The organism is Nocardioides gansuensis, assembly GCF_003076135.1.
In the GTDB taxonomy this organism is placed as follows: Bacteria; Actinomycetota; Actinomycetes; order Propionibacteriales; family Nocardioidaceae; genus Nocardioides; species Nocardioides gansuensis.
Window position 1 is genome coordinate 795,296 of the sequence record NZ_QDGZ01000001.1, and the last position, 19,192, is coordinate 814,487.

Consider the following 19,192-nt stretch of genomic DNA (forward strand, 5'->3'; position numbering starts at 1 on the left):
CTCAGTGCACGGTCTCGAGGGGCTCCTCCGCCGCCTCCGCCGTGAGCTCCTCGTCGGCCGTGTCGAGCTTGCTCGGCCACCAGATCTTCCCGCCCAGGTCCATGTTGATCGCGGTGACGAGCACCGAGCGGACCACCATGGTGTCCAGGATGACGCCGAGGGCGACCGCGACGCCGAGCTCGGCCAGGAAGACGACCGGGATCGTGCCCAGCACCAGGAAGGTCGCGGCCAGCACCAGCCCCGCCGAGGTGATCACGCCGCCGGTGGAGGCGAGGGCCACCAGTGAGCCCTTGCGGGTGCCGGACTCCATGGTCTCCTCGCGGACCCGGGTCATCAGGAAGATGTTGTAGTCGATGCCCAGGGCGACCAGGAACACGAACGCGAACAGCGGGAAGCCCGGATCCGAGCCGGCGAAGCCGAAGACGTATTCGAAGAGCAGCGACGAGATGCCCATCGCGGCGCCGAAGGAGAGCACCACCGTCGCGATCAGGATCAGCGGGGCGACCAGCGACCGCAGCAGGGCCATCAGGATCAGGAACACCACGAGCAGGATGATCGGGATGATCACGATGTTGTCCCGGTTGGCCGCGTCCTTGGTGTCGAGGTAGAAGGCCGAGCCGCCACCGACGAGGGCGTCGGCACCGTCGATCGCGTGCACGGTGTCCCGCACCCGCTCCACCGTGGCGAACGCCTCGGCCGAGGCCGGGTCGGACCCGATCGCCGCCTCCACGAACGTCACGCCGTCGGCCGTGACGGGCGCCTTGGGCGGCTCCACGTTGTCCAGGCCCGTCAGCGCGTCGACGATGGCGTCCTCGCTGCCGGCATTGGCCACCACCATCACGGTGTTGGACTGGTCGACCAGGCCGGCGTCCTCCAGCACCTTCTGGCCGGTGATCGACTGGAACTCCTGGGTGTAGGAGTCCTCGGTCGCCAGGCCGTTGGTGTCGAGGCGCAGCAGGCCCAGGCACGCCACCCCGAGGATGACGCTGGTGACGACCCAGACCCGCCGGGGCCGCGGCGTGATCCAGCGGCCGACCTTCGCCCACAGGCCGGCCTGGGTCGGCTCGGCGGAGCCGAACCCGGGGCGACGGGGCCAGAAGATCCACCTGCCGGTGATCACCAGGAGGGCGGGCAGCAGGGTCACCATCACCACGAAGGTGACGCCGATGCCGATCGCCGCCACCGGGCCGAGGCCGGCGGTGGAGTTCATGTCGGCGAAGAGCAGGCAGAGCATGCCCAGCGCGACGGTGGCGGCGCTCGCCAGGATCGCCGGGGCGGCCCGGTGGAGCGCGAAGGCCATCGCCTCGTGGCGGTCCTCGTGGCGGCGCAGCTCCTCGCGGTAGCGGGCGACGAGCAGGAGGGCATAGTCGGTGCCGGCGCCGATCACCAGGATCGTCAGGATGGCGTAGGACTGGCCGTTGACGGTGAGGTCGGCATACCTGGCGAGGAAGTAGATGAGCGCCTGCGACACGAACAGCGCGACGACGGCGCTGAAGATCGGCAGGATCCACAGCACCGGGCTTCGGTAGGTGAACAGCAGGATCAGCACCACGATGCCGAGCGTGGCGCCGAGGAGCGTGGTGTCGATGCCGCCGAAGGCCTCGGCTGCGTCGGCGGCCTGGCCGCCTGCCCCCGCGACGTAGACGTCCACGCCGTCGATCTGCGCGGCGTCACGCAGGTCGTCGGCGATGTCGGGCATCTTGTTCCACCCGTCGGCACCGAGGTCGAAGGTGACCATCGTCTGGGCAACCGTGCCGTCCTCGGAGACGGCGGGCGACCCGAACTGCTCGGCCAAGGCGGGGCTGACGACGGGTGGCCTCTTGCCCTCAACGGGCTCCGGCACTCCCTCCATGGCGGCGAACTCGCGGGCGTCCTGCTCGATGGCCTCGCGGTCGGCCTCGGTCAGGCCGCCGTCGCGGTGGTAGACCACCAGGGTGGGGATGGCGTTGGGGTCCTGGAAGGGTGCGAGCTTCTCGAAGGCACGGGTGGACTCCGCCGACTCGGGCAGCCACGAGGAGGCCTCGTTGTTCTGCACGTCGGCCAGCTTGGCCGCGAAGACGAAGGAGCCGCCGAACACGGCGAGCCAGGCCACGAGCACGATCCACTTGGTCACAGGGCCGGTCAGCTTGCCGGCGATCTGACGATGCATGCTCAAAGTTGAGCAGATCCCGGGGACGCTCGCATCCGATATCTCCCTGAGGCGACCCCGAGATCGTCTCGGGGTCGCTCACTCCGCCGGGAAGGATTCCGGCACTCAGGGCCGCCGCGTCCGGCTGAAGACAAGCGCCCGGTCTGGTTCCTACACTCGCCAGACGGGCACCGGGCCCATCTCGGGAGGGGAACTCATGGGACTCATCACGGACGTGCGGGTGCGGCAGCCCGCGAAGCACGACCTCGTCGGCCGCCGGTTCGTGGTCACCGGCATCGGCAACGGCTTCGAGGGGACGATCGGCATCCGGGTGCTCGATGCCCGTGGCCGCGTGCTGGTGACCGACTTCGCCCAGTCCAGCGGCGGCATGGCGGGGATCGGCGAGTTCTCCACCCGGATCACCGTGCCCGACCCGCCGCGCGACGGGAGCCGGCTCACCCTGCAGGTCTTCGGCGACAACCCCGGCCTGCCCGATGAAGGACCGAGCCCCGGCTTCAACCTGCGTGAGGTCGAGATCATCATGTTCGCGGACCTGCAGGGCTGGCTGCTCTACCGCGTCGAGCCGGGCGACACCCTGAGCGGCATCGTCCGCAAGGTGAAGGACTTCGGCCGGGTCACGGCCAGGCAGATCGTCGCGGCCAACCCGAGGATCGCCGATCCCGACCACATCGAGGTCGGCTGGCGGCTGCGCATTCCGCTGCGCGGCTGACTCGGCCGGCTACTGCGGGCAGGTCTCGCGGAACGGCAGGTCGCCGAAGTGCTCCCGCCACTCGGCCTGAGTGAAGTCGCGCCCGGCCGCGGCGCATGCGAATTCGATGGCGCGCTCGAAGTTCGGCTCCCAGACGTAGACGGCGGGGTCCCTCCACCACGGAGCGATCAGGATCGACTGGCCGTCGGCACCGAACACGGGCGAGCTGAGGACGGAATGCGGCACGCGCACCCGGGCCGTGATCGTCGCCCCCGCCACGTCCCACAAGGCCACGTCGCCGTCGAAGCCACCGGAGACGAGGCGCCGGCCATCGGGGGAGAACGCGACCCAGCCCGCCCCGCCGGGAATGCGCTCGGGCGGGCGCACCGGCCGACCGGTCTCCAGGTCGATGACCTGGACGTGGCCCTCGCTCGCGAGCGCGGCATGACGTCCGTCGGGCGAGTAGGCGAGGTGGTAGACGAACCCGAGATCCAGGGGGCCCTCGTCCACGACATTCCCCTCCTCGAGGTCGACCAGCGCCCACTTCTCCACGTCGTTCTTCCAGAAGCCCGACTCGTCCGCGCCGCCCACGATGGCGAACACGTGCCGGTCGTCGGGACCCGCGACGGCCCACGCCGTGCCACCGAGGTCCACGGGCACGCCGACTGGAGCCATGGAGGTCGCGTCCACCATCACCAGCCGTCCGGTGGCCTCCGACAACACCATCCGGTCCCCGCTCGGCATGAAGCCTGCGTCGATCGTGTCCCCGTCCACCGGCTCCTCCAGGACAAGGCGACCGGTCGCGTCCCACGCGCGTACGGCGTCGCCGATGACCTGCGCGAACCGCGTACCGGCTCGGTTCCAGGAGCCGGAGGCCCCCACGCCCTGCCCATCGTCGAACGTCGTCGTCCGCACCGTGCCGGTCGGGACGTCGAGCAGCGCGAGCTGTTCGAGCGCGAAGCTGTCGCCGCAGACGTCGTAGGCCACCTTGGTCCCGTCGAGCGCCGGGACGGTCAGGCAGGCGCCGCCGTCCCCCGTCCAGGGCAGGTCTGGGAGGCTCTCCCGCGCCAGGTAGCGCCGGTTGCCTGTCACGTCCCACTCGCGGACCGCCCCGTCCATGGAGGCGGACACCACCGTTGCTCCTCGCGCGTCCAGGTCCGCCGCGCCCGAGCTTCCCTCGGCGAGCTGCAGCCTCAACCTCTGCTCACCAGTCCGGACGTCCCACACCGCGGCGTCGCGGTCGTGCCAGATGACGGTGAGCACGCGCCGCCCGTCGTCGCTGAACCGCAGGCCACCCTGCGTCCCGGACAGGCGGAGCCGGTGCAGGACGTCTCCCGTGCGGCCATCGCGCAGCAGCGTGTCTCCGGCGGAGCCCCGTCCCTGCGCCACGACTCGACCGTCCGGGCTCAGCTCGACGACACCGAACGCCGCCTCCGTCTCGGTGGCGAGCATCCTCGTCCGGCCTGACTCCAGGTCGTGGACCCGAAGGTCGGGCGCGACGCTGTAGACCCGCAGACCGTCAGGAGACAACGCTGCCGACGCCCAGCCCTCGGCGTTGGTGAGGTCCACCGCAGCCACCGGCGACGACGGACGTGCGGTGTCCCAGACGAAGGCCGTCGTGGACCGTGCCTCCCATTCGCGCTCCCCCCGGACCATCCGGTTGAGGACCGCCACTAGGCGCGCGCCGTCCTGGCTGAACTTCAGGTCGATCGTCTGCCAGCGGCCCGGGCCCATGCCCCCGGGCTGGACCGGTGCCGGCTCGAGGGTCATGGGTTCGAGCAGCGCCACCGGTTGTCTGCTGAGTGCTGTGTAGGCAACCGCCAGATGCCGCCCGTCGGCGCTGAAGCGCATCGGGCGGACCTCCTCCGCTTCGTTGTCCCTCGAGCCCACCTGACGCTCCGCCACCTGCGCACCCGAGGTGAGATCGAGGAGTCGCACGTGGTGGTGCGTGTCCAGCACGGCGACATGTCGGCCGTCGGGATGTACGTCGAGGGTTCGCGGGTCGCTTCCCGCCAGAGGCGAGGACGCCACAAGTGCGGGCTGCTTCGAGAGGACACCGATGAGGCTGCCCAAGGTCTGTGTGGACTGGTCCGTCCGGACGGCCGCGACGCCGAGCAGCAAGGACTCCTCGAAGTCGTCGATGACGAGCGCAGTGGCAGCTGCCCGGCGGGCCAGCGCGCGCGTCTCGGACGCCGCAGCAGCTACAGCACTGTCCTGGGCGCGGACGGACTGCAGGGCGGCCAGACCACCTGCCACCAGGGCAAGGACCAGCAGCACCACCGCTCCGGCGATCACGACCCGCTGCCGCTGGATCAGCCTGGCCTGCTCGCGCGCTCGCTCTGCAGCGCTGCGCTCCTCCACGTCCGCCAGCTCACGGGAGGCATCGAGGAAGTCGCGCTCCACCGGGGTCAGAGCGGGTGCGGTCGACCTCTGCCAGTCCAGGGCGCGCACGAGGCGGGGTCCGCGGTAGAGCTCGCTTTCGGGTCGGCCCATGCCGTCCCAGGCGTCAGCCGCCGAGCTGAGATGGTGGAGCAGCCGTCGACCCTCGACGTCGTCCTCCAACCAGCCCTGCAAGCGAGGCCAGTTGCGGGCCAGCGACTCGTGGGTGATCTCGAGGACGCCCTCGTCGCTGGTCACGAGCCGGGCGGCCACGAGCATCTCGATGAGCCGATCGTGCTCGGGGTCGGTGCCGACCAGCCGCCGGGCCACGCGGGTGCGCACCGGCTCGCCCTCGCTGCCCGGCGACAGCAGGCGCAGGACCAGGTCGCGGAGCACGTGCCGCCGCTCCGGCTCGACGTGGGCATAGAGCCGCTCCGCCGATTGGGCGACCGCGCCGCGGATGCCGCCGCTCTCGCGGTAGCCGTCGACGGTCAGGGTGTTGCCCTCACGGCGCTTCCAGGTCTCCATCAAGGCGTGGGACAGCAGCGGCAGTGCACCCGGATCGGCGCGCACCTCGGTGACGAGCAGGTCGACCAGGCCAGGCTCGAGCACCAGGCCCGCCTGTCGGGCCGGCCCCACGACGGCAAGCCGCAGCCCCTCCTCGTCGAGCCCGCCGACAAGGTAGAGGCCGCGCTCGACGAGACGGCTCAGGGACGAGTACGCCGTGAGGTCGGCGAGCCGGTCAGCGCGAAGCACGACGATGACCGGCCGGGACGAAGCCTCCACGGTCAGGGCCTCGGCGAACTCCTGGCGCTCCGCCGCGTCCTCGCACAGCGTGAACAGCTCCTCGCACTGGTCCACGAGCAGGGCGTCCTGCTTTCCCGCGCCGCCGAGGCTGGTGAGCGCGTGCATCGGGTGCTGGCCGGGCGTGATGGCCAAGCACCTCGTGCCCCGCTGCGCGAGGCGCGCCGCGATGCCGGCCCGGGCCAGCGAGGACTTGCCGGAGCCCGAGGGCCCGACCAGGGCGAGCAGGCTGCCGGTGCGCAGCAGCTCGACGCAGGAGTCGATCTCGTCGTCGCGGCCGAAGAACCGGTCGGCGTCCCCCACGTCGTACGACTTGAGGCCCTGCCACGGACACACGGCCATGCTGGGGGCCGGGGCCGACGTCGCCATGAGCGAGGGATCCTGGCGCAGGATCGCCTGCTCGAGCGCGAGGACGTCGCGGCCCGGGTCGATCCCGAGCTGCTCGGAGAGGACAGCCCGCAGCTGGTGGATGGTGCGGAGCGCGTCCGCCTGCTGGCCGGACTGGTATTGCGCCCGCGCCAGCAGCGCCCATCGCAGCTCGCGCAGGGGCGCGGCCCGCACCAGCGACTGCGCGTCGGCGACCACCTCGCGGTGCCGCCCGGCCCGCAGCTGGGCATCCAGCCGCAGCTCCTCCGCCGTGAGCCGTAGCTCCGCCAGCCGGCGCGCCTCCGTCCTGGCGGGCGGCCACTCCTCGAGGTCGGGGAAGGGCATGCCCCGCCACGACGCGAGGGCCTCGCCGAGGACGAACGACGCGCGGTCGGTCTCGCCGAGCGTCAGCAGCTCCTGAGCCCTGGCGACGTCCCGTTCGAAGCGCCGGGCGTCGATCTGGTCGGCGGGAACCCTCAGCACGTAGCCGTCTGGTGTGGTCTCGATCGCGTCCTGGCCGAGCAGCCGGCGGAGCCGGACCACGCAGCCCTGGAGGACCTTCCCGGCCGAGGCCGGCGGCGAGTCGCCCCAGAGGGCATCGGCGAGCTGGTCGACGCTCACCCGTTGGCCCGGGTGGGTGACCAGCGCTTCGAGGACCACTCGATCCCTGCGACTGAGCCGTGCCGAGCCATCGACGGTCAGCGGACCGAGGGCATGGATGCCCACCCGCTCAGGGTCTGTCCGCGGTATCGCCCGCGTCAACGGTCTCGATACCCGGTCGATACCGGTCCGGCCGCGCGGTGATACCGGCCGCTGCGACAACGGAGGCATCGCGAGAACCACTCGCACCGAACCCAGGAGGAAGCCATGTTCGTCCACAGCATCCGTGAGGACAGCAACCGCTGGTGGTGGACCAGTGCAGGAGCCGGAACCATCGCCTCGGCCTTCATCGCCGCCATCGTCGTCGCGCCGTCCGGGACCCACGCGATCCCGGCCGACCCGGCACCCGCCCCCGTCCACGTCAGTGACGTCGCGCCGTCGATCGACGTCACGGGCACCCGGCCCTGCTTCATGGAGCGGGCCCACTGGAACATCGCCGTGGACGGCCCCGTCCCCCGGTGCGGTACTGCCTCCGCGAGCAGCTCGCCTACCGAGGCCAGGCGGCCGGCTCCGGCGGTGAAGTCCGCGTGCCCGCCTCGGGGCTCGATCACCGACGTCGGCGTCCCGTGGATCCCCCCGGTGCCGACCGGCTGCGACAGCATCGATCGCTGGTGGCGCTACGCCCGGTGAGCTGCGCCGGATCCTCCCGTCCGCGTCAGCGGCGCAGGGCGGCGAGGATCCGGCGGGCCCGGGCGCCGGGGTGCCAGAAACTGCCCTCCTCGACCAGGTATTCCTCGCAGACCCCGCCGACTCGCAACACGTCACCCCAGCGCGTCTGCACCAGCAGCATCTGGTTGTAGTAGTCCTCGAACTGACCGCCGCACGCCGGGTCCTTGAAGTGCTCCTGGTCCACGGTGTTGCGGGCCAGGTCCTCCAGCAGTACGCCGAGCTGGCGGCGCGGCACTTCTGCGGACCGCCACAGCGGGGCAGACGGGGCGTCGGGATGCCAGCAGGAGACCGCGCGCACGCCATCGGCAAGGGAGCCGGTCAGTGAGGGGGCCGGGCCGAGGGGTTCGTCGGCGTTGCAGTCGATCGGGGCGTTGGCGAGGCGACGGGGTGGCTCGCGGCCCTCGCGGCGTGCCTCGATGCGGGCGATGAAGTCCTCCAGGAGCACCTCGGCGCCGTCGTACGACGTGCCACCGACCTCGACGTCGCCGCAGCCGCCGGTGTCCCCGGACACCGAGGTCACGTCGCCGTCCGCCGTGGCGAGCAGGATCGTGTAGCCGTGGCCCCCCTGCGCCGTGCAGTAGTGGCCGTCGTCCGGCACCGGTTCGAGGCCGTTGATGGTCTCGACCAGGCCGGCGACGCCGTCGGTGAGGTCCTCCTGGGGAGGGCGCCACGCGAGGGAGCTGCTCACCTCGCAGATGCGGGCCTTCACGAAGTCGTTCGGCAGCGGCAGCCCCTCGGCCGGCTCGGCCGACCAGCCGCAGACCAGCCGGCCCGGCCTCCCGGTCGCCGATTCCGAGGCCGACGGCGCGGTCGCCGTCGGCTCGTCGGACGACTCCTCGTCCGACCCCGCCGTGCACCCGGCCAGCACCAGCACGCCGACGAACAGCAACCCCCTCATGTCCGGATGATCCGCCCGCCGAGACTGCTCCGCGAGGGCCAGCACGAGATCGAAGCCGAGTCGTGACTCGCCCGCAGCCCCGAAGGAGGTCAGGAGCCGCGGCCATGCCAGGAGTCCCACAGCGCGGCGTACGAACCACCCGCGGCGACCAGCTCGTCGTGCGAGCCGAACTCCGTGATCACGCCGTCCTCGACCACCGCCACCCTGTCGGCGTCGTGCGCCGAGAAGAGCCGGTGGGCGATCGCGATGACCGTGCGGCCGTGCAGCACGGCCGCGAGCGAGCGCTCGAGGTGGCGGGCGGCGCGGGGGTCGATGAGCGAGGTGGCCTCGTCGAGCACCAGGGTGTGCGGGTCGGCGAGCACCAGCCGGGCCAGGGCGACCTGCTGGGCCTGGGCCGCTGTGAGCGCGCGCCGCCCGGAGCCGACCATCGTGTCCAGGCCGTCTGGCAGGGCGTCGACCCACTCGAGCGCGTCCACCGCGTCGAGCGCCGCGCGGATCTCGACGTCACCCGCACCGGGGGGCGCCGCGAGCGCGAGGTTCTCCCGCAGCGTGCCGACGAAGACGTGGTGCTCCTGGGTGACGAGCGCGACGTGCCCGCGCAGGTCACCGAGGGGAAGCTCGACCAGCCCGACGTCGCCGACGGTGACCGACCCGGTGCGCGGGGGATGGATCCCGGCCAGCAGCCGGCCGAGGGTCGACTTGCCCGCACCCGACGGGCCGACCATCGCGATCCGCTCGCCGACCCCGACGTCGAGGTCGACGCCGTGCAGGACGTCGCGCCCCTCGACGTACGAGAACCGCACGTCCCGCGCCTCGAGCTTCTCGTCGAGCGGCTGCGCGCCGGAGACCTCGCGGTCGTCGGGCACCAGCGCGACGCCGAGCAGCCGGGATAGCGACGCCGCGCCCATCTGCAGCTCGTCCAGGATCGCCACGAGGCGCTCGACCGGGTCGATCAGCATCTGCACGTAGAGCGTCGCCGCCGTGACCTCGCCGAGCGTCACCTGGCCGCGCGTGTAGAGCCAGCCCCCGAACAGCAGCGTGCCGACCATGGGCAGGAGATAGCTGACCTCCATCGCCGGGAAGAACGCCGTCCGCAGCCTCAGCGTGTAACGCTCCGCGTCGTAGGAGTCGGCACAGTCCGTGTCGGCCGCGTCGATCCGCTGCCGTCCGAGCCCGAGCGCCTCGACGGTGCGGGCCCCTTCGACGGTGTCCGCGAGCGTGGCGTTGATCTGGGAGTACGACGCGGACTCGCGGAGGTAGCCGTCCTTGGCCCGGGCGAGGTACCACCGCAGGCCGACGGCCAGGGGAGGTACGGCGAGCAGGCAGGGCAGCGCGACCCACCACCCCACGCTGAGGGCCGCGGCGAAGATCAGCACCGCCGAGACGACGGCGATGGTCCACTCCGGCAGCGCCCACCGGGTCGTCCAGCTGAGCTGCTCCACGTCGCGGCTGGTGCGGGTGAGCAGGTCGCCCGACCCTGCGGCCTCCACCGTGCCGACCGGGAGGTCGAGGGTGTGGGCGACGAAGTCCTCGCGCAGCTCGGCCAGCACCTGCTCGCCGAGCACCTGGCTCCGGTAGCGGGCGTAGCGGGTGAGCACCGTCTGGATCAGCAGGAACAGCGCCAGCAGCGGGGCGATCCGGTCGACGTGGGCCAGCGTCGTGCCCTCCTCGACCGCCTCCACCAGTCCGCCCAGCAGCCGGGGAGCGGCCAGGGAGGCCGCGGCGGCGAGGACGTGCAGCCCGACGGCGCTGCCGAGCAGCCGCGGATGACGGCGCGCGAGCTCCAGGGCATAGCGGCGGACCGAGGGCCCGTCGGCGACCGGCAGGGCGGGGCTCATGCCGGCACCTCCGCGTCGCGCGTGACGACGGCCCGATAGCCGGGGCAGCTCTCGAGCAGCTCGGCGTGGGTGCCGGTCGCGACGACCCGGCCGTCCTCGAGGTAGGCGACCTCGTCGGCGGTGTCGAGGAGCAGCGGGCTCATGGTCGTCACCACGGTGGTGCGGCCGCCCCGGTGCTCCCGCAGCCGCGCCGCGATCCGGGCCTCGGTGTGCGCGTCGACGGCAGAGGTGGGCTCCACGAGCACCAGCACCTCGGGGTCGGACGTGAGCGCCCGCGCGAGCACGAGCCGCTGGCGCTGGCCACCTGAGAACGTGCGGCCCTTCTCGGTCACCGCGGTGTCCAGGCCCTCGGGCAGCGCCTCGAGGATGTCGTCGGCCGAGGCGGTGAAGAGGGCCAGGTCGACGCCGCCGCGGCCGCCCACGTCGAGCCGCTCTCCGAGCGGGCCGGAGAAGAGCTGGGCGCCGGTGTCGCTGACCACGATCCGGCTGCGCACCTCGGCCCGGGCTAGCCCGGTCAGGGGTACGCCGCCGAGCGTGACGTCGTCGTCGACCTCCTCGCCGGCCAGGCCGAGCCGGTCGGCCAGGTGGGCCGACTCGTCCGGGCTGTCGGAGACGACCGCCAGGAGCCGGCCGGCGCGGACCAGCAGCCCCGACCGGGCGTCGTACAGGTCGGAGCCCGGAGGCGGTGACGGCAGCAACGTCTCCGGGTCGGTGACGTCGGGTGTCAGCGAGAGGACGCGGCAGACCCGGCGCGCGGACACGCGTGCACGGATCAGCTTGTTGGCGAACTCGGTGACCGTGCGCAGGGGGATCATCAGGAACGCGGAGTAGCCGTAGAAGGCGACCAGCTCGCCCGCGGTGATCTCGCCCGCGACGGCGGAGGGGGCGCCGAGCCAGACCACGAGCACCACGAACGTGCCGGGCAGCAAGACCTGGAGGGCGTCCAGAAGCGACTGCACCTTGGCGACCTGCACGCCGGCCTGGCGGGTGGTCTGCGACTCGCGGCGGTAGCGGGCGAGGAAGACCTGCTCGCCGCCGATGCCCCGCAGCACCCGCAGGCCGCCGACGATGTCGGCCGCGGTGCTGGCGAGCTCGCCCATCAGCTGGCGCTGGTGCGCGCTGCGGGCCTGCAGCGGGCGCAGCAGGGGACCCACGAGCAGCATCAGCACGGGCACGCCGCACAGGACGACCACGCCGAGCGTGACCGAGGTCGACAGCAGGATCACGGAGACCAGCAGGAAGGACACGACCGCGCCGGCGAAGCGCGCGGAGATGTCCATGACCTGGCCGAGGTGGGAGATGTCGCTGCTGCCGATCGAGACGACCTCACCGGTCGAGACCTTGCGCGGCAGCGTGCCGCCGAGGTGCACGGCCTGGCGGGTCACCAGCTGGACGGTGCGGTAGGCCGCGATCAGCCAGTTGGTCACCGCGAAGCGGTGGCGCATGATCCCGGCGACCGCGTAGACGAGCCCGACACCGAGCATCACGCCCGCCCACAGCACCAGCTGCCGGGTGTCGCGGGCAGCCACACCGCGGTCGATCGCCCGGCCCAGCACGGCGGGCATCACCGCCTGCGCGGACATCGTGAGGATGCCGAAGATCATCCCGCCGAGCAGCGTCTGCCACTGGCCCCGGGCCATCCACCACAGGAAGCGTCCCGGCCCTCGATGGTCGGCGACGCCGGGGTGGTCGAGGGGCAGGGAGCGCACTCCTGCCACCCTACGGAGCGCCGCTTCCCGCCTCACCTGATTTACGGCGCTCACCCAGCCCTCACGCGCCGTTCACCGCGGCGCCACGCCCACGCCGTACGGCGCCCGGACGATGCCGGGGTGACTGTGACCCGGGAGTCCGAGGTCCTCGACCGCGCGGCCAGCCTCGTGGTCACGCCTGCAGTGGTCGCGCACCGGGGCGCCAGCGGACACCGGCCCGAGCACACGCTCGAGTCCTACCGCACCGCCATCCGGATGGGCGTCGACGACATCGAGCTCGACCTCGTGATCACCCGCGACGGCGTGCTCGTCGCCCGCCACGAGTCGGAGATCTCCCGCACCACCGACGTCGCCGGCCGCCCGGAGTTCGCCCACCTCCGCACGACGCGGACCATCGACGGCATCGAGCTCACCGGCTGGTTCGTGGAGGACTTCACCCTCGCGGAGCTGAAGACCCTGGCCGCCCGCGAGCGGATGCCGGGCACCCGCCCCGACAACACGGCGTACGACGGGGCCGAGGGCATCCCCACCTTCAACGAGGTGCTCGCGATGGTCGGCGCCGAGTCGGTGCGCCGCGGCCGCACGGTCGGGGTGATGGTCGAGCTCAAGCACGCGACCTACTTCGACTCCATCGGGCTGCCGCTCGACGAGCCGCTGCTCGACGACCTGGCGCGCCACGGGCTGGACGGGCCGTGGGCGCGGGTCAGCATCATGTCCTTCGAGACCACGATCCTGCGCCGGCTCGCGACCCGCACCCGGCTGCCGGTCATCCAGCTGCTCGAGAAGGCCGAGCTGAGGCCGGCCGACCTCGAGGTCGATGACCCGCGCACCTACGGCGACCTGGCCTCACCGGAGGGGCTCGCCTGGATCGACGAGTACGCCGACGGCATCGGGCCGCACAAGTCGCTGGTCCTGCCCCGCGACGGCTCCGGCGCGATCGGGCTGCCGTCGACGCTGGTCCGCGACGCGCACCGGCTGTGGCTCACGGTCCACGTGTGGACCGTCCGCGCGGAGAACCGCTTCCTGCCCACCAACCTCCGCTTCGGCGGTGCGCCCGACGCCCTCGGTGACATGGCGGGGGAGGTGCGGGCGCTGCTCGACGCGGGCGTCGACGGGGTGATCACCGACCACCCGGAGATCGCCCTCGGGGAGTGGCGTCGCAGACACGCGGCGTTCACCCCGCATCCGCCTGGCGCCGGTTGGCTCCGGCCATGAACACTCGGATCACGCTGGCCGCCGTCGCCCTGTCGGCCGCGGCCACCACCCTCGTCCCCGCCCCCTCGCTCGCAGCGGCCGAGCCCTCCACCCCGCTCGTCGCCGAGCCGATCGTGATCGGCCACCGCGGCGCGTCCGGCTACCGCCCCGAGCACACGCTCGCCGCCTACAAGCTGGCGATCCAGCAGGGCGCCGACTACATCGAGCCCGACCTGGTCTCGACCAGGGACGGCGTGCTCGTCGCCCGCCACGAGAACGAGATCTCCGGCACGACCGACGTCGCCGACCACCCGGAGTTCGCGGACCGGCGCACCACGAAGCTGATCGACGGCCGCCCGGTCACCGGCTGGTTCACCGAGGACTTCACCTACCGCGAGCTCAAGACGCTGCACGCGAAGGAACGGCTGCCGCAGGTGCGTCCCGACAACACGGCCTACGACGGCGAGTTCAAGGTGCCGACCCTCGACCAGGTGCTCGAGCTGGCGGTCAGGAAGGGTGTGGGCGTCTACCCAGAGACCAAGCACCCGAGCTACTTCGACTCCATCGGGCTCTCGCTCGAGGAGCCGCTGGTGGCCGCGCTGCAGGCCCACGACCTGGACGACGCCGACGACGAGGTCGTCATCCAGTCCTTCGAGGTGGGCAACCTCAAGGAGCTCGACGAGGTCGTCGACGTCGACCTGGCCCAGCTGGTCGACGCGTCCGGCGGTCCCGCGGACCTGCCCGGCACGACGTACGCCTCGATGGTGAGCGCGGAAGGCCTCGCCGAGGTCGCGACGTACGCCGACGGGCTGGGGGCCAACAAGTTCCTGGTCCTCAGGCGCGGGACGACCGAGCCGACCACGCTGGTGGACGACGCGCACGCCGAGGGACTGGTCGTGCACATCTGGACGCTGCGGCGGGAGAACCAGTTCATGGACGGCCGCTTCAAGGTCGGCACCGACCCCGACGCCCCGGGTGACATGGCAGCCGAGACCCGGGCCTTCCTCGACGCCGGCGTCGACGGGATGTTCGCCGACCACCCCGACGTCGCCGTCGCCGCGCGCGACGCATGGTTGGGCTGAGCCCACACCTCAACGCCAACGAGGCGGCGCTGGCGCTGGCACGTCCACGCCAGCTCCGTCCACACGGTCAGTCGGTGCGGCGCAGCAGCAGGGCCGCCAGGCCGGCGGCACCGGCCGCGAGCCACGGCACCGGCATCATCCAGCGCAGGTCCTCGGGCTCGATCAGGCCGCCCTCGAGGAGGGCCCAGCCGGTGAGCATCACGGCGAAGGCGACTCCCATCACCAGGTGGCCGATGTTGACCGGGTGCAGCCCGGATGGCCTGTCGGCGGGTGCCGGCTCCGTCTCGTAGGGCTCATAGGGCTCATAGGGCTCGTACGTCTCGTTGCTCATCGTCTGCTCCCTCACTTCTCGGTGACGATGATCTCGCCGATGCCGAGGTCGATCTCGATGGTCATGTCGGGTGCCTCGTCGCCGCCCTCGGCGGAGCCCGAGCGGTGGGCGGAGAAGCCGCTGGAGTGGGCGCCGAACATCGACACGTCGCCGGGGCCGCCGACGGTCGCGTCGACGCTCACGTCCATGTCGTCGGGCACGACGACCTCGATGGTCCCGGCGCCGCCGTCGACATGGATCCGGTGGCCGTCGAGCTCCGCGACGTCGTTGACGGCGGACAGGTCGAGGACGAGGTGCCCGGCGTCCATGCTGTAGCTGTCGCGCACCTCACCCGTCGAGACCGGCCGCTCGTTGATCGTCTCGCCTTCCCAGTGCGAGGGGACGGTCGCGGCCGTGGTGGCGAACGCGGCGACCAGGCCGAGCAGGATGAGCCCGCCAGCGCGGCCCCAGAACGCTCCCACCAGCAGCGCCGCGGCGATCACGCCCAGCGCGGTCGCGGGGTAGGCCGAGTCGGGGACGCCGACGCCGGCGAGGTCGACGACGCCGAGCGTGCCGACTGCCAGCGCGATGATCGCCAGCACCGGCCAGAAGAGGATCGGTCCGCGCTTGCGCGGGTTCGGCGGCCGCGGGGCGTACGCCGCTCCGGCGGGGTACGCCGGGTCCATGCCGTACGCCGGGTCCCCGGCGCCGGCCGCGGGCGGCCCGGCCGGCGGGACGGCGCGCCGCTCGCCGCGGCGTACGAAGAAGAGGACCACCAGGGCCACCAGCAGGATCGGCCAGGGGAACCAGAAGTGGCCGCCGCCGGCCCACTCGCCGACGAGCGCGAGCAGCGCGAGCACCCCCACGGCTCCCAGGGCGATCGAGCGGTTGCGGTCGTCGAGGCCGAGCGGACGGTCGCCGGTGCCCTCCTCGGGAACGAGCAGCCAGCAGGCCAGGTAGATGATCACACCCGCACCGCCGAAGAAGGCGAGCACGACCAGCAGGACGCGCACCAGGATCGGGTCGACGTCGAGGTGGCGGGCCAGGCCGGAGGCGACGCCGGCGATGCGGACGTCGTCCCGGCTGCGGCGCAGCCGGCCCAGGTCGAAGACCTGCTCGCGCGTGACGCGGGGACCGGTCGCCGGGGGCGGGCCTGACGGCGGCTCGGTCGACTGGTCCGGGGACGGGGGAGGCGGTGCGGTGTTCATGTCCTCGATCCTGCTGCTGCCGGTGCGGAAGCACCATCGGGGACGCCCCTGAACCTGGAGGCCGATCCCCGGCAGGGGCTCAGGGTCGCCTCGGGGTCGTGCCTCATGGTCGCCGCCCGTGCCGGCTGCGACGATGGGAGCACGATGACAGCCAGCACCCGGCCGGAGACCGGTCCCCAGCGCGACGTCCGGCGCGCCTACCGCGACACCAGCGCCCCCATCGCCGGCGGTGTCGCGGGTGGACTCGCGGTGCACCTCGGTGTGCCCGTGCTCTGGGTGCGGGTCGGGTTCGTGCTGGCGGCGCTGCTGCAGGGGTTCGGGCTGATCGTCTATGCGGGCCTGTGGATCTTCCTGCCGGCCGACCGCGCCCTCGAGGCCGAGGCACCCGGCCTCGAGAGCGCGACGCGTGGCGGCCGCAGGCCCCGGCGCCTCGCCCGGCTCACTGACGCGGGTCCCGCGATCGCCCTGGGCGCACTGCTCTTCGGTGTCGTCCTGGGCGTGGAAGCGCTGCTCGGGGCGGGCGCCCTCTTCTGGCCGCTCGTCGCCGCCGCTGCCGGCATCGCGCTGCTCTGGCGGCAGGCCGACGAGGCCCAGCGGGAGCGGTGGCTGGACTCGACGGGCCGGATCGACCCGTTCCGGGCCGTGTTCGGCAGTGGCGGCTGGGCGTCGTACGCCCGCGTGGTCTTCGGCGTCGGCCTGGTCGTCACGGCCCTGGTGCTGTTCGCGGTGACGAGCGGCCCCGTCCGCCTGGCCGGATCCCTGCTGGCCGCCGGCCTGCTGGGCGTCGCCGGTCTCGCGCTGGTCGTCGGGCCGTGGGCGCTGCGCCTGGTCAACGACCTCTCGGCCGAGCGGGCGGAGCGGGTCCGCACGCAGGAGCGGGCCGACATGGCGGCCCACCTGCACGACTCGGTGCTCCAGACCCTGGCCCTGATCCAGCGCAACGCGCACGACGCCACCACGGTGGCCCGGCTTGCCCGCTCGCAGGAGCGCGACCTGCGGGCGTGGCTGTTCGAGGACCAGACCGCCGGCCCCGAGACGCTGACGGGAGCGCTGCGCCAGGTCGCCGCCCAGGTCGAGGAGCTGCACCCCGTGCTCGTCGACGTCGTCACCGTCGGCGACACGGCACCGTGCGACGAGGTGCGCGTGGTCGCGGAGGCTGCGCGCGAGGCCGTCGTCAACTCCGCCAAGCACGCGGGCGTCTCGCACGTCGACGTCTACGCCGAGGCGAGCCCCTCCGCGGTCGACGTCTTCGTCCGCGACAGGGGAGCCGGCTTCGACCCCGACCAGGTGCCGGGCGACCGCCACGGCGTCCGGGGCAGCATCCTGGAGAGGATGCGACGGCACGGAGGGACCGCCGAGATCAGGTCCGCGCCCGGAGAGGGCACCGAGGTGCGGCTGCACATGCCGCTGGAGCAGGAGGAGACCCCATGAACGAGCCGGTCCGCGTCGTGATCGTCGACGACCATGCGATGTTCCGCGCGGGAGTGCGGGCGGAGCTCGCCTCCGCCGGCGCCGGCCGCGTCGACGTGGTCGCGGAGGCGGCGGACGTCGACCAGGCGGTGGCCGCGATCGGCAGCCACCAGCCCGACGTCGTGCTCCTCGACGTACACCTCCCCGGTGGGGGCGGCGTCGAGGTGATGCGCCGCCTGTCGCTGGCGCCGCCGCCGTCCGCCTCCGCATCCACGCCACGGTTCCTCGCGCTCAGCGTCTCGGACGCGGCGGAGGACGTCATCGGCACGATCCGCGGCGGCGCCCGCGGCTACGTCACCAAGACGATCACCGGCACCGAGCTCGTCGACGCGATCGCGCGCGTGTCCGAGGGCGACGCGGTCTTCTCGCCGCGCCTCGCCGGCTTCGTGCTCGACGCATTCGCCGGGTCGATCGACGTCGCCGCGGTCGACGAGGACCTCGACCGGCTCACCGAGCGCGAGCGCGAGGTGATGCGGCTGATCGCCCGCGGCTACGCCTACAAGGAGGTCGCGAAGGAGCTCTTCATCTCGGTGAAGACCGTCGAGACCCACATGTCGTCGGTGCTCCGCAAGCTGCAGCTCTCCTCCCGCCACGAGCTCACGCGGTGGGCCAATGACCGCAGGCTCCTGTAACGGGGCCGTCGTTCGTGCGGCCAATGACCGCAGGCTCCTTTAACGGGGCCGTCGTTCGTGCGGCCAATGACCGCAGGCTCCTGTAACGGGGCCGTCGTTCGTGCGGCCAATGACCGCAGGCTCCTGTAACGGGGCCGTCGTTCGTGCGGCCAACGACCGGAGGCTCCTCTAGGAGGCCAGGGCGTCGATCGCCTTCTTCAGCGCGCCGGGCTGGGAGGGCTTGCGCGGCGCCTTCTCCTTCAGCTCGATCATCTCCGCCCCCAGCTCCTGCAGCTGCTTGCGGCCCAGGCCCTCGCGCACCTTCGGGAACCACTCCTGCTCCTCTTCCTCCATGTGGTGGCGCACGCTCTCGATGAGCACCATCGTCTTGGCGTCGAAGCGCTCGTCGGACGGCTCCATCGAGTAGAGCTCCATCACGAGCACGTCGGCCACGTGGTGCTCCTCGTAGGACTCGAGGATGTCGTCCTCGAGGTCGGGCAGCAGCTCACGGACGCGGGGGTACATCACCTCGTTCTCGATGTAGGTGTGCACGGTGAGCAGCTCGATGATCTTCTTCACGAGCTGGCCCTTCTTCTCCTGGGCGTCCGCGCCGGCCTTCTCGAACTGGGTGAACAGCTGTCGCACTTCCTTGTGGTCCTGCTTGAGCAGGACGATGGCGTCGGTCGACATGGTGTGCTCCTGGGGTCCGGTGGCCGGCGCCGTTGCCGGCTCCCCAGAGCAATACCCGTGGCGTGCGAGCCGCATGCGCGCCCTATCCTCGGGCCCATGGAGATCGCGCGGTTGGTCCTGCTGTTCGTCCACATCCTCGGCTTCGCCGCCCTGCTCGGCGGCCTGCTCGTCCAGGCCCGCGACGGGGAGAAGTCGGTCAACGCGGCCATGCGCGACGGAGCCGGCACGGCCTTCCTCGCCGGCCTGCTCCTCGTCGGTGTCCTGGAGGCGGGGGACGAACCCGTCAACCACGCCAAGATCGGCATGAAGTTCGCGATCGGCCTGGTCATCCTGGTCCTCGTGATGGCCAACACCCGCAAGCCGCGGATCCCGCAGGGCCTGTACGCCGGACTGCTGGCGTTGACGGTCGCCAACGTCGCCGTCGCGGTGTTCTGGTCGCCCGCCCACGCCTAGAGCGCGGTTCTCCC

15 protein-coding genes are annotated in these 19,192 nt (G+C 72.3%); 7 read left to right on the plus strand and 8 right to left on the minus strand.

Annotated features, from left to right (window positions below):
• Window position 1: 1 nt before the first annotated feature.
• Window positions 2-2,149 carry an MMPL family transporter gene (locus DDE18_RS03785; RefSeq protein ID WP_116570856.1) on the minus strand — a complete coding sequence of 716 codons (2,148 nt, stop codon included), beginning with the start codon at window positions 2,147-2,149 and terminating at the stop codon, window positions 2-4.
• Window positions 2,150-2,345: 196 nt separating this feature from the next.
• Here DDE18_RS03785 and DDE18_RS03790 point away from each other — a divergent pair, with 196 nt between their 5' ends.
• Window positions 2,346-2,858, plus strand: a complete 513-nt coding sequence (locus tag DDE18_RS03790; protein WP_165821007.1) for a Gmad2 immunoglobulin-like domain-containing protein — start codon at window positions 2,346-2,348, stop codon at window positions 2,856-2,858.
• Window positions 2,859-2,867: 9 nt separating this feature from the next.
• Here the strand turns inward: DDE18_RS03790 and DDE18_RS03795 are convergent, their stop codons facing one another.
• On the minus strand, window positions 2,868-7,112 hold the full coding sequence (locus tag DDE18_RS03795) for an nSTAND1 domain-containing NTPase (RefSeq protein WP_165821008.1): 4,245 nt from the start codon (window positions 7,110-7,112) through the stop codon (window positions 2,868-2,870).
• A gap of 141 nt (window positions 7,113-7,253) precedes the next feature.
• Between DDE18_RS03795 and DDE18_RS22775 the strand changes: the two genes are divergently transcribed.
• The gene (locus tag DDE18_RS22775) at window positions 7,254-7,676 is read left to right on the plus strand and encodes a hypothetical protein (RefSeq protein ID WP_165821009.1); all 423 of its coding nucleotides are present in this window, start codon (window positions 7,254-7,256) and stop codon (window positions 7,674-7,676) included.
• A gap of 25 nt (window positions 7,677-7,701) precedes the next feature.
• Here the strand turns inward: DDE18_RS22775 and DDE18_RS22780 are convergent, their stop codons facing one another.
• The 3 genes from DDE18_RS22780 to DDE18_RS03805 all read right to left on the minus strand — a co-directional run bounded on the left by DDE18_RS22780 (window position 7,702) and on the right by DDE18_RS03805 (window position 12,160).
• On the minus strand, window positions 7,702-8,613 hold the full coding sequence (locus DDE18_RS22780; RefSeq protein ID WP_165821010.1) for a hypothetical protein: 912 nt from the start codon (window positions 8,611-8,613) through the stop codon (window positions 7,702-7,704).
• A gap of 89 nt (window positions 8,614-8,702) precedes the next feature.
• Complete coding sequence (locus DDE18_RS03800; protein ID WP_116570859.1) at window positions 8,703-10,451, minus strand: ABC transporter ATP-binding protein; 1,749 nt, start codon at window positions 10,449-10,451, stop codon at window positions 8,703-8,705.
• Complete coding sequence (locus tag DDE18_RS03805) at window positions 10,448-12,160, minus strand: ABC transporter ATP-binding protein (protein WP_211754376.1); 1,713 nt, start codon at window positions 12,158-12,160, stop codon at window positions 10,448-10,450. The genes DDE18_RS03800 and DDE18_RS03805 overlap by 4 nt, the downstream gene beginning before the upstream one ends.
• Window positions 12,161-12,280: 120 nt before the next feature.
• On the opposite strand from DDE18_RS03805, the gene DDE18_RS03810 reads away from it, so the two are divergent.
• Together DDE18_RS03810 and DDE18_RS03815 are read left to right on the plus strand one after the other, a co-directional pair.
• On the plus strand, window positions 12,281-13,375 hold the full coding sequence (locus tag DDE18_RS03810) for a glycerophosphodiester phosphodiesterase family protein (RefSeq protein WP_165821011.1): 1,095 nt from the start codon (window positions 12,281-12,283) through the stop codon (window positions 13,373-13,375).
• Window positions 13,372-14,436: a glycerophosphodiester phosphodiesterase gene (locus DDE18_RS03815; protein WP_116570862.1), complete on the plus strand. Its 1,065-nt coding sequence runs from the start codon at window positions 13,372-13,374 to the stop codon at window positions 14,434-14,436. The genes DDE18_RS03810 and DDE18_RS03815 overlap by 4 nt, the downstream gene beginning before the upstream one ends.
• 67 nt (window positions 14,437-14,503) lie before the next feature.
• On the opposite strand, the gene DDE18_RS03820 is transcribed toward DDE18_RS03815, so the two are convergent.
• Window positions 14,504-14,767, minus strand: coding sequence for a hypothetical protein (locus tag DDE18_RS03820; protein WP_116570863.1), 264 nt, complete (start codon window positions 14,765-14,767; stop codon window positions 14,504-14,506).
• An 11-nt stretch (window positions 14,768-14,778) separates the two neighbouring features.
• Window positions 14,779-15,954 (minus strand): PspC domain-containing protein, encoded by a 1,176-nt coding sequence (locus DDE18_RS03825; protein WP_116570864.1) that lies wholly within the window; start codon window positions 15,952-15,954, stop codon window positions 14,779-14,781.
• 144 nt (window positions 15,955-16,098) lie between these two features.
• Between DDE18_RS03825 and DDE18_RS03830 the strand changes: the two genes are divergently transcribed.
• Both DDE18_RS03830 and DDE18_RS03835 read left to right on the plus strand, forming a co-directional pair.
• Window positions 16,099-17,385, plus strand: a complete 1,287-nt coding sequence (locus DDE18_RS03830) for an ATP-binding protein (RefSeq protein ID WP_116571015.1) — start codon at window positions 16,099-16,101, stop codon at window positions 17,383-17,385.
• Complete coding sequence (locus DDE18_RS03835) at window positions 17,382-18,056, plus strand: LuxR C-terminal-related transcriptional regulator (RefSeq protein ID WP_116570865.1); 675 nt, start codon at window positions 17,382-17,384, stop codon at window positions 18,054-18,056. The genes DDE18_RS03830 and DDE18_RS03835 overlap by 4 nt, the downstream gene beginning before the upstream one ends.
• A 168-nt stretch (window positions 18,057-18,224) precedes the next feature.
• Here DDE18_RS03835 and DDE18_RS03840 read toward each other — a convergent pair whose 3' ends face one another.
• Window positions 18,225-18,725, minus strand: coding sequence for a hemerythrin domain-containing protein (locus DDE18_RS03840; RefSeq protein WP_116570866.1), 501 nt, complete (start codon window positions 18,723-18,725; stop codon window positions 18,225-18,227).
• Between the two features lie 96 nt (window positions 18,726-18,821).
• On the opposite strand from DDE18_RS03840, the gene DDE18_RS03845 reads away from it, so the two are divergent.
• Window positions 18,822-19,178, plus strand: a complete 357-nt coding sequence (locus DDE18_RS03845; RefSeq protein WP_116570867.1) for a hypothetical protein — start codon at window positions 18,822-18,824, stop codon at window positions 19,176-19,178.
• The last annotated feature ends 14 nt before the right edge of the window (window positions 19,179-19,192 follow it).

Excerpts from the sequence above, each read along its gene's own strand:
- DDE18_RS03825 (WP_116570864.1), bottom strand. The coding sequence starts at position 15,954 with ATGAACACCGCACCGCCTCCCCCGTCCCCGGACCAGTCGACCGAGCCG.
- DDE18_RS03835 (WP_116570865.1), top strand. The coding sequence starts at position 17,382 with ATGAACGAGCCGGTCCGCGTCGTGATCGTCGACGACCATGCGATGTTC.
- DDE18_RS03785 (WP_116570856.1), bottom strand. The coding sequence starts at position 2,149 with ATGCATCGTCAGATCGCCGGCAAGCTGACCGGCCCTGTGACCAAGTGG.
- DDE18_RS22780 (WP_165821010.1), bottom strand. The coding sequence starts at position 8,613 with ATGAGGGGGTTGCTGTTCGTCGGCGTGCTGGTGCTGGCCGGGTGCACG.
- DDE18_RS03830 (WP_116571015.1), top strand. The coding sequence starts at position 16,099 with ATGACAGCCAGCACCCGGCCGGAGACCGGTCCCCAGCGCGACGTCCGG.
- DDE18_RS03845 (WP_116570867.1), top strand. The coding sequence starts at position 18,822 with ATGGAGATCGCGCGGTTGGTCCTGCTGTTCGTCCACATCCTCGGCTTC.
- DDE18_RS03815 (WP_116570862.1), top strand. The coding sequence starts at position 13,372 with ATGAACACTCGGATCACGCTGGCCGCCGTCGCCCTGTCGGCCGCGGCC.
- DDE18_RS03820 (WP_116570863.1), bottom strand. The coding sequence starts at position 14,767 with ATGAGCAACGAGACGTACGAGCCCTATGAGCCCTATGAGCCCTACGAG.
- DDE18_RS03790 (WP_165821007.1), top strand. The coding sequence starts at position 2,346 with ATGGGACTCATCACGGACGTGCGGGTGCGGCAGCCCGCGAAGCACGAC.
- DDE18_RS22775 (WP_165821009.1), top strand. The coding sequence starts at position 7,254 with ATGTTCGTCCACAGCATCCGTGAGGACAGCAACCGCTGGTGGTGGACC.
- DDE18_RS03840 (WP_116570866.1), bottom strand. The coding sequence starts at position 18,725 with ATGTCGACCGACGCCATCGTCCTGCTCAAGCAGGACCACAAGGAAGTG.
- DDE18_RS03800 (WP_116570859.1), bottom strand. The coding sequence starts at position 10,451 with ATGAGCCCCGCCCTGCCGGTCGCCGACGGGCCCTCGGTCCGCCGCTAT.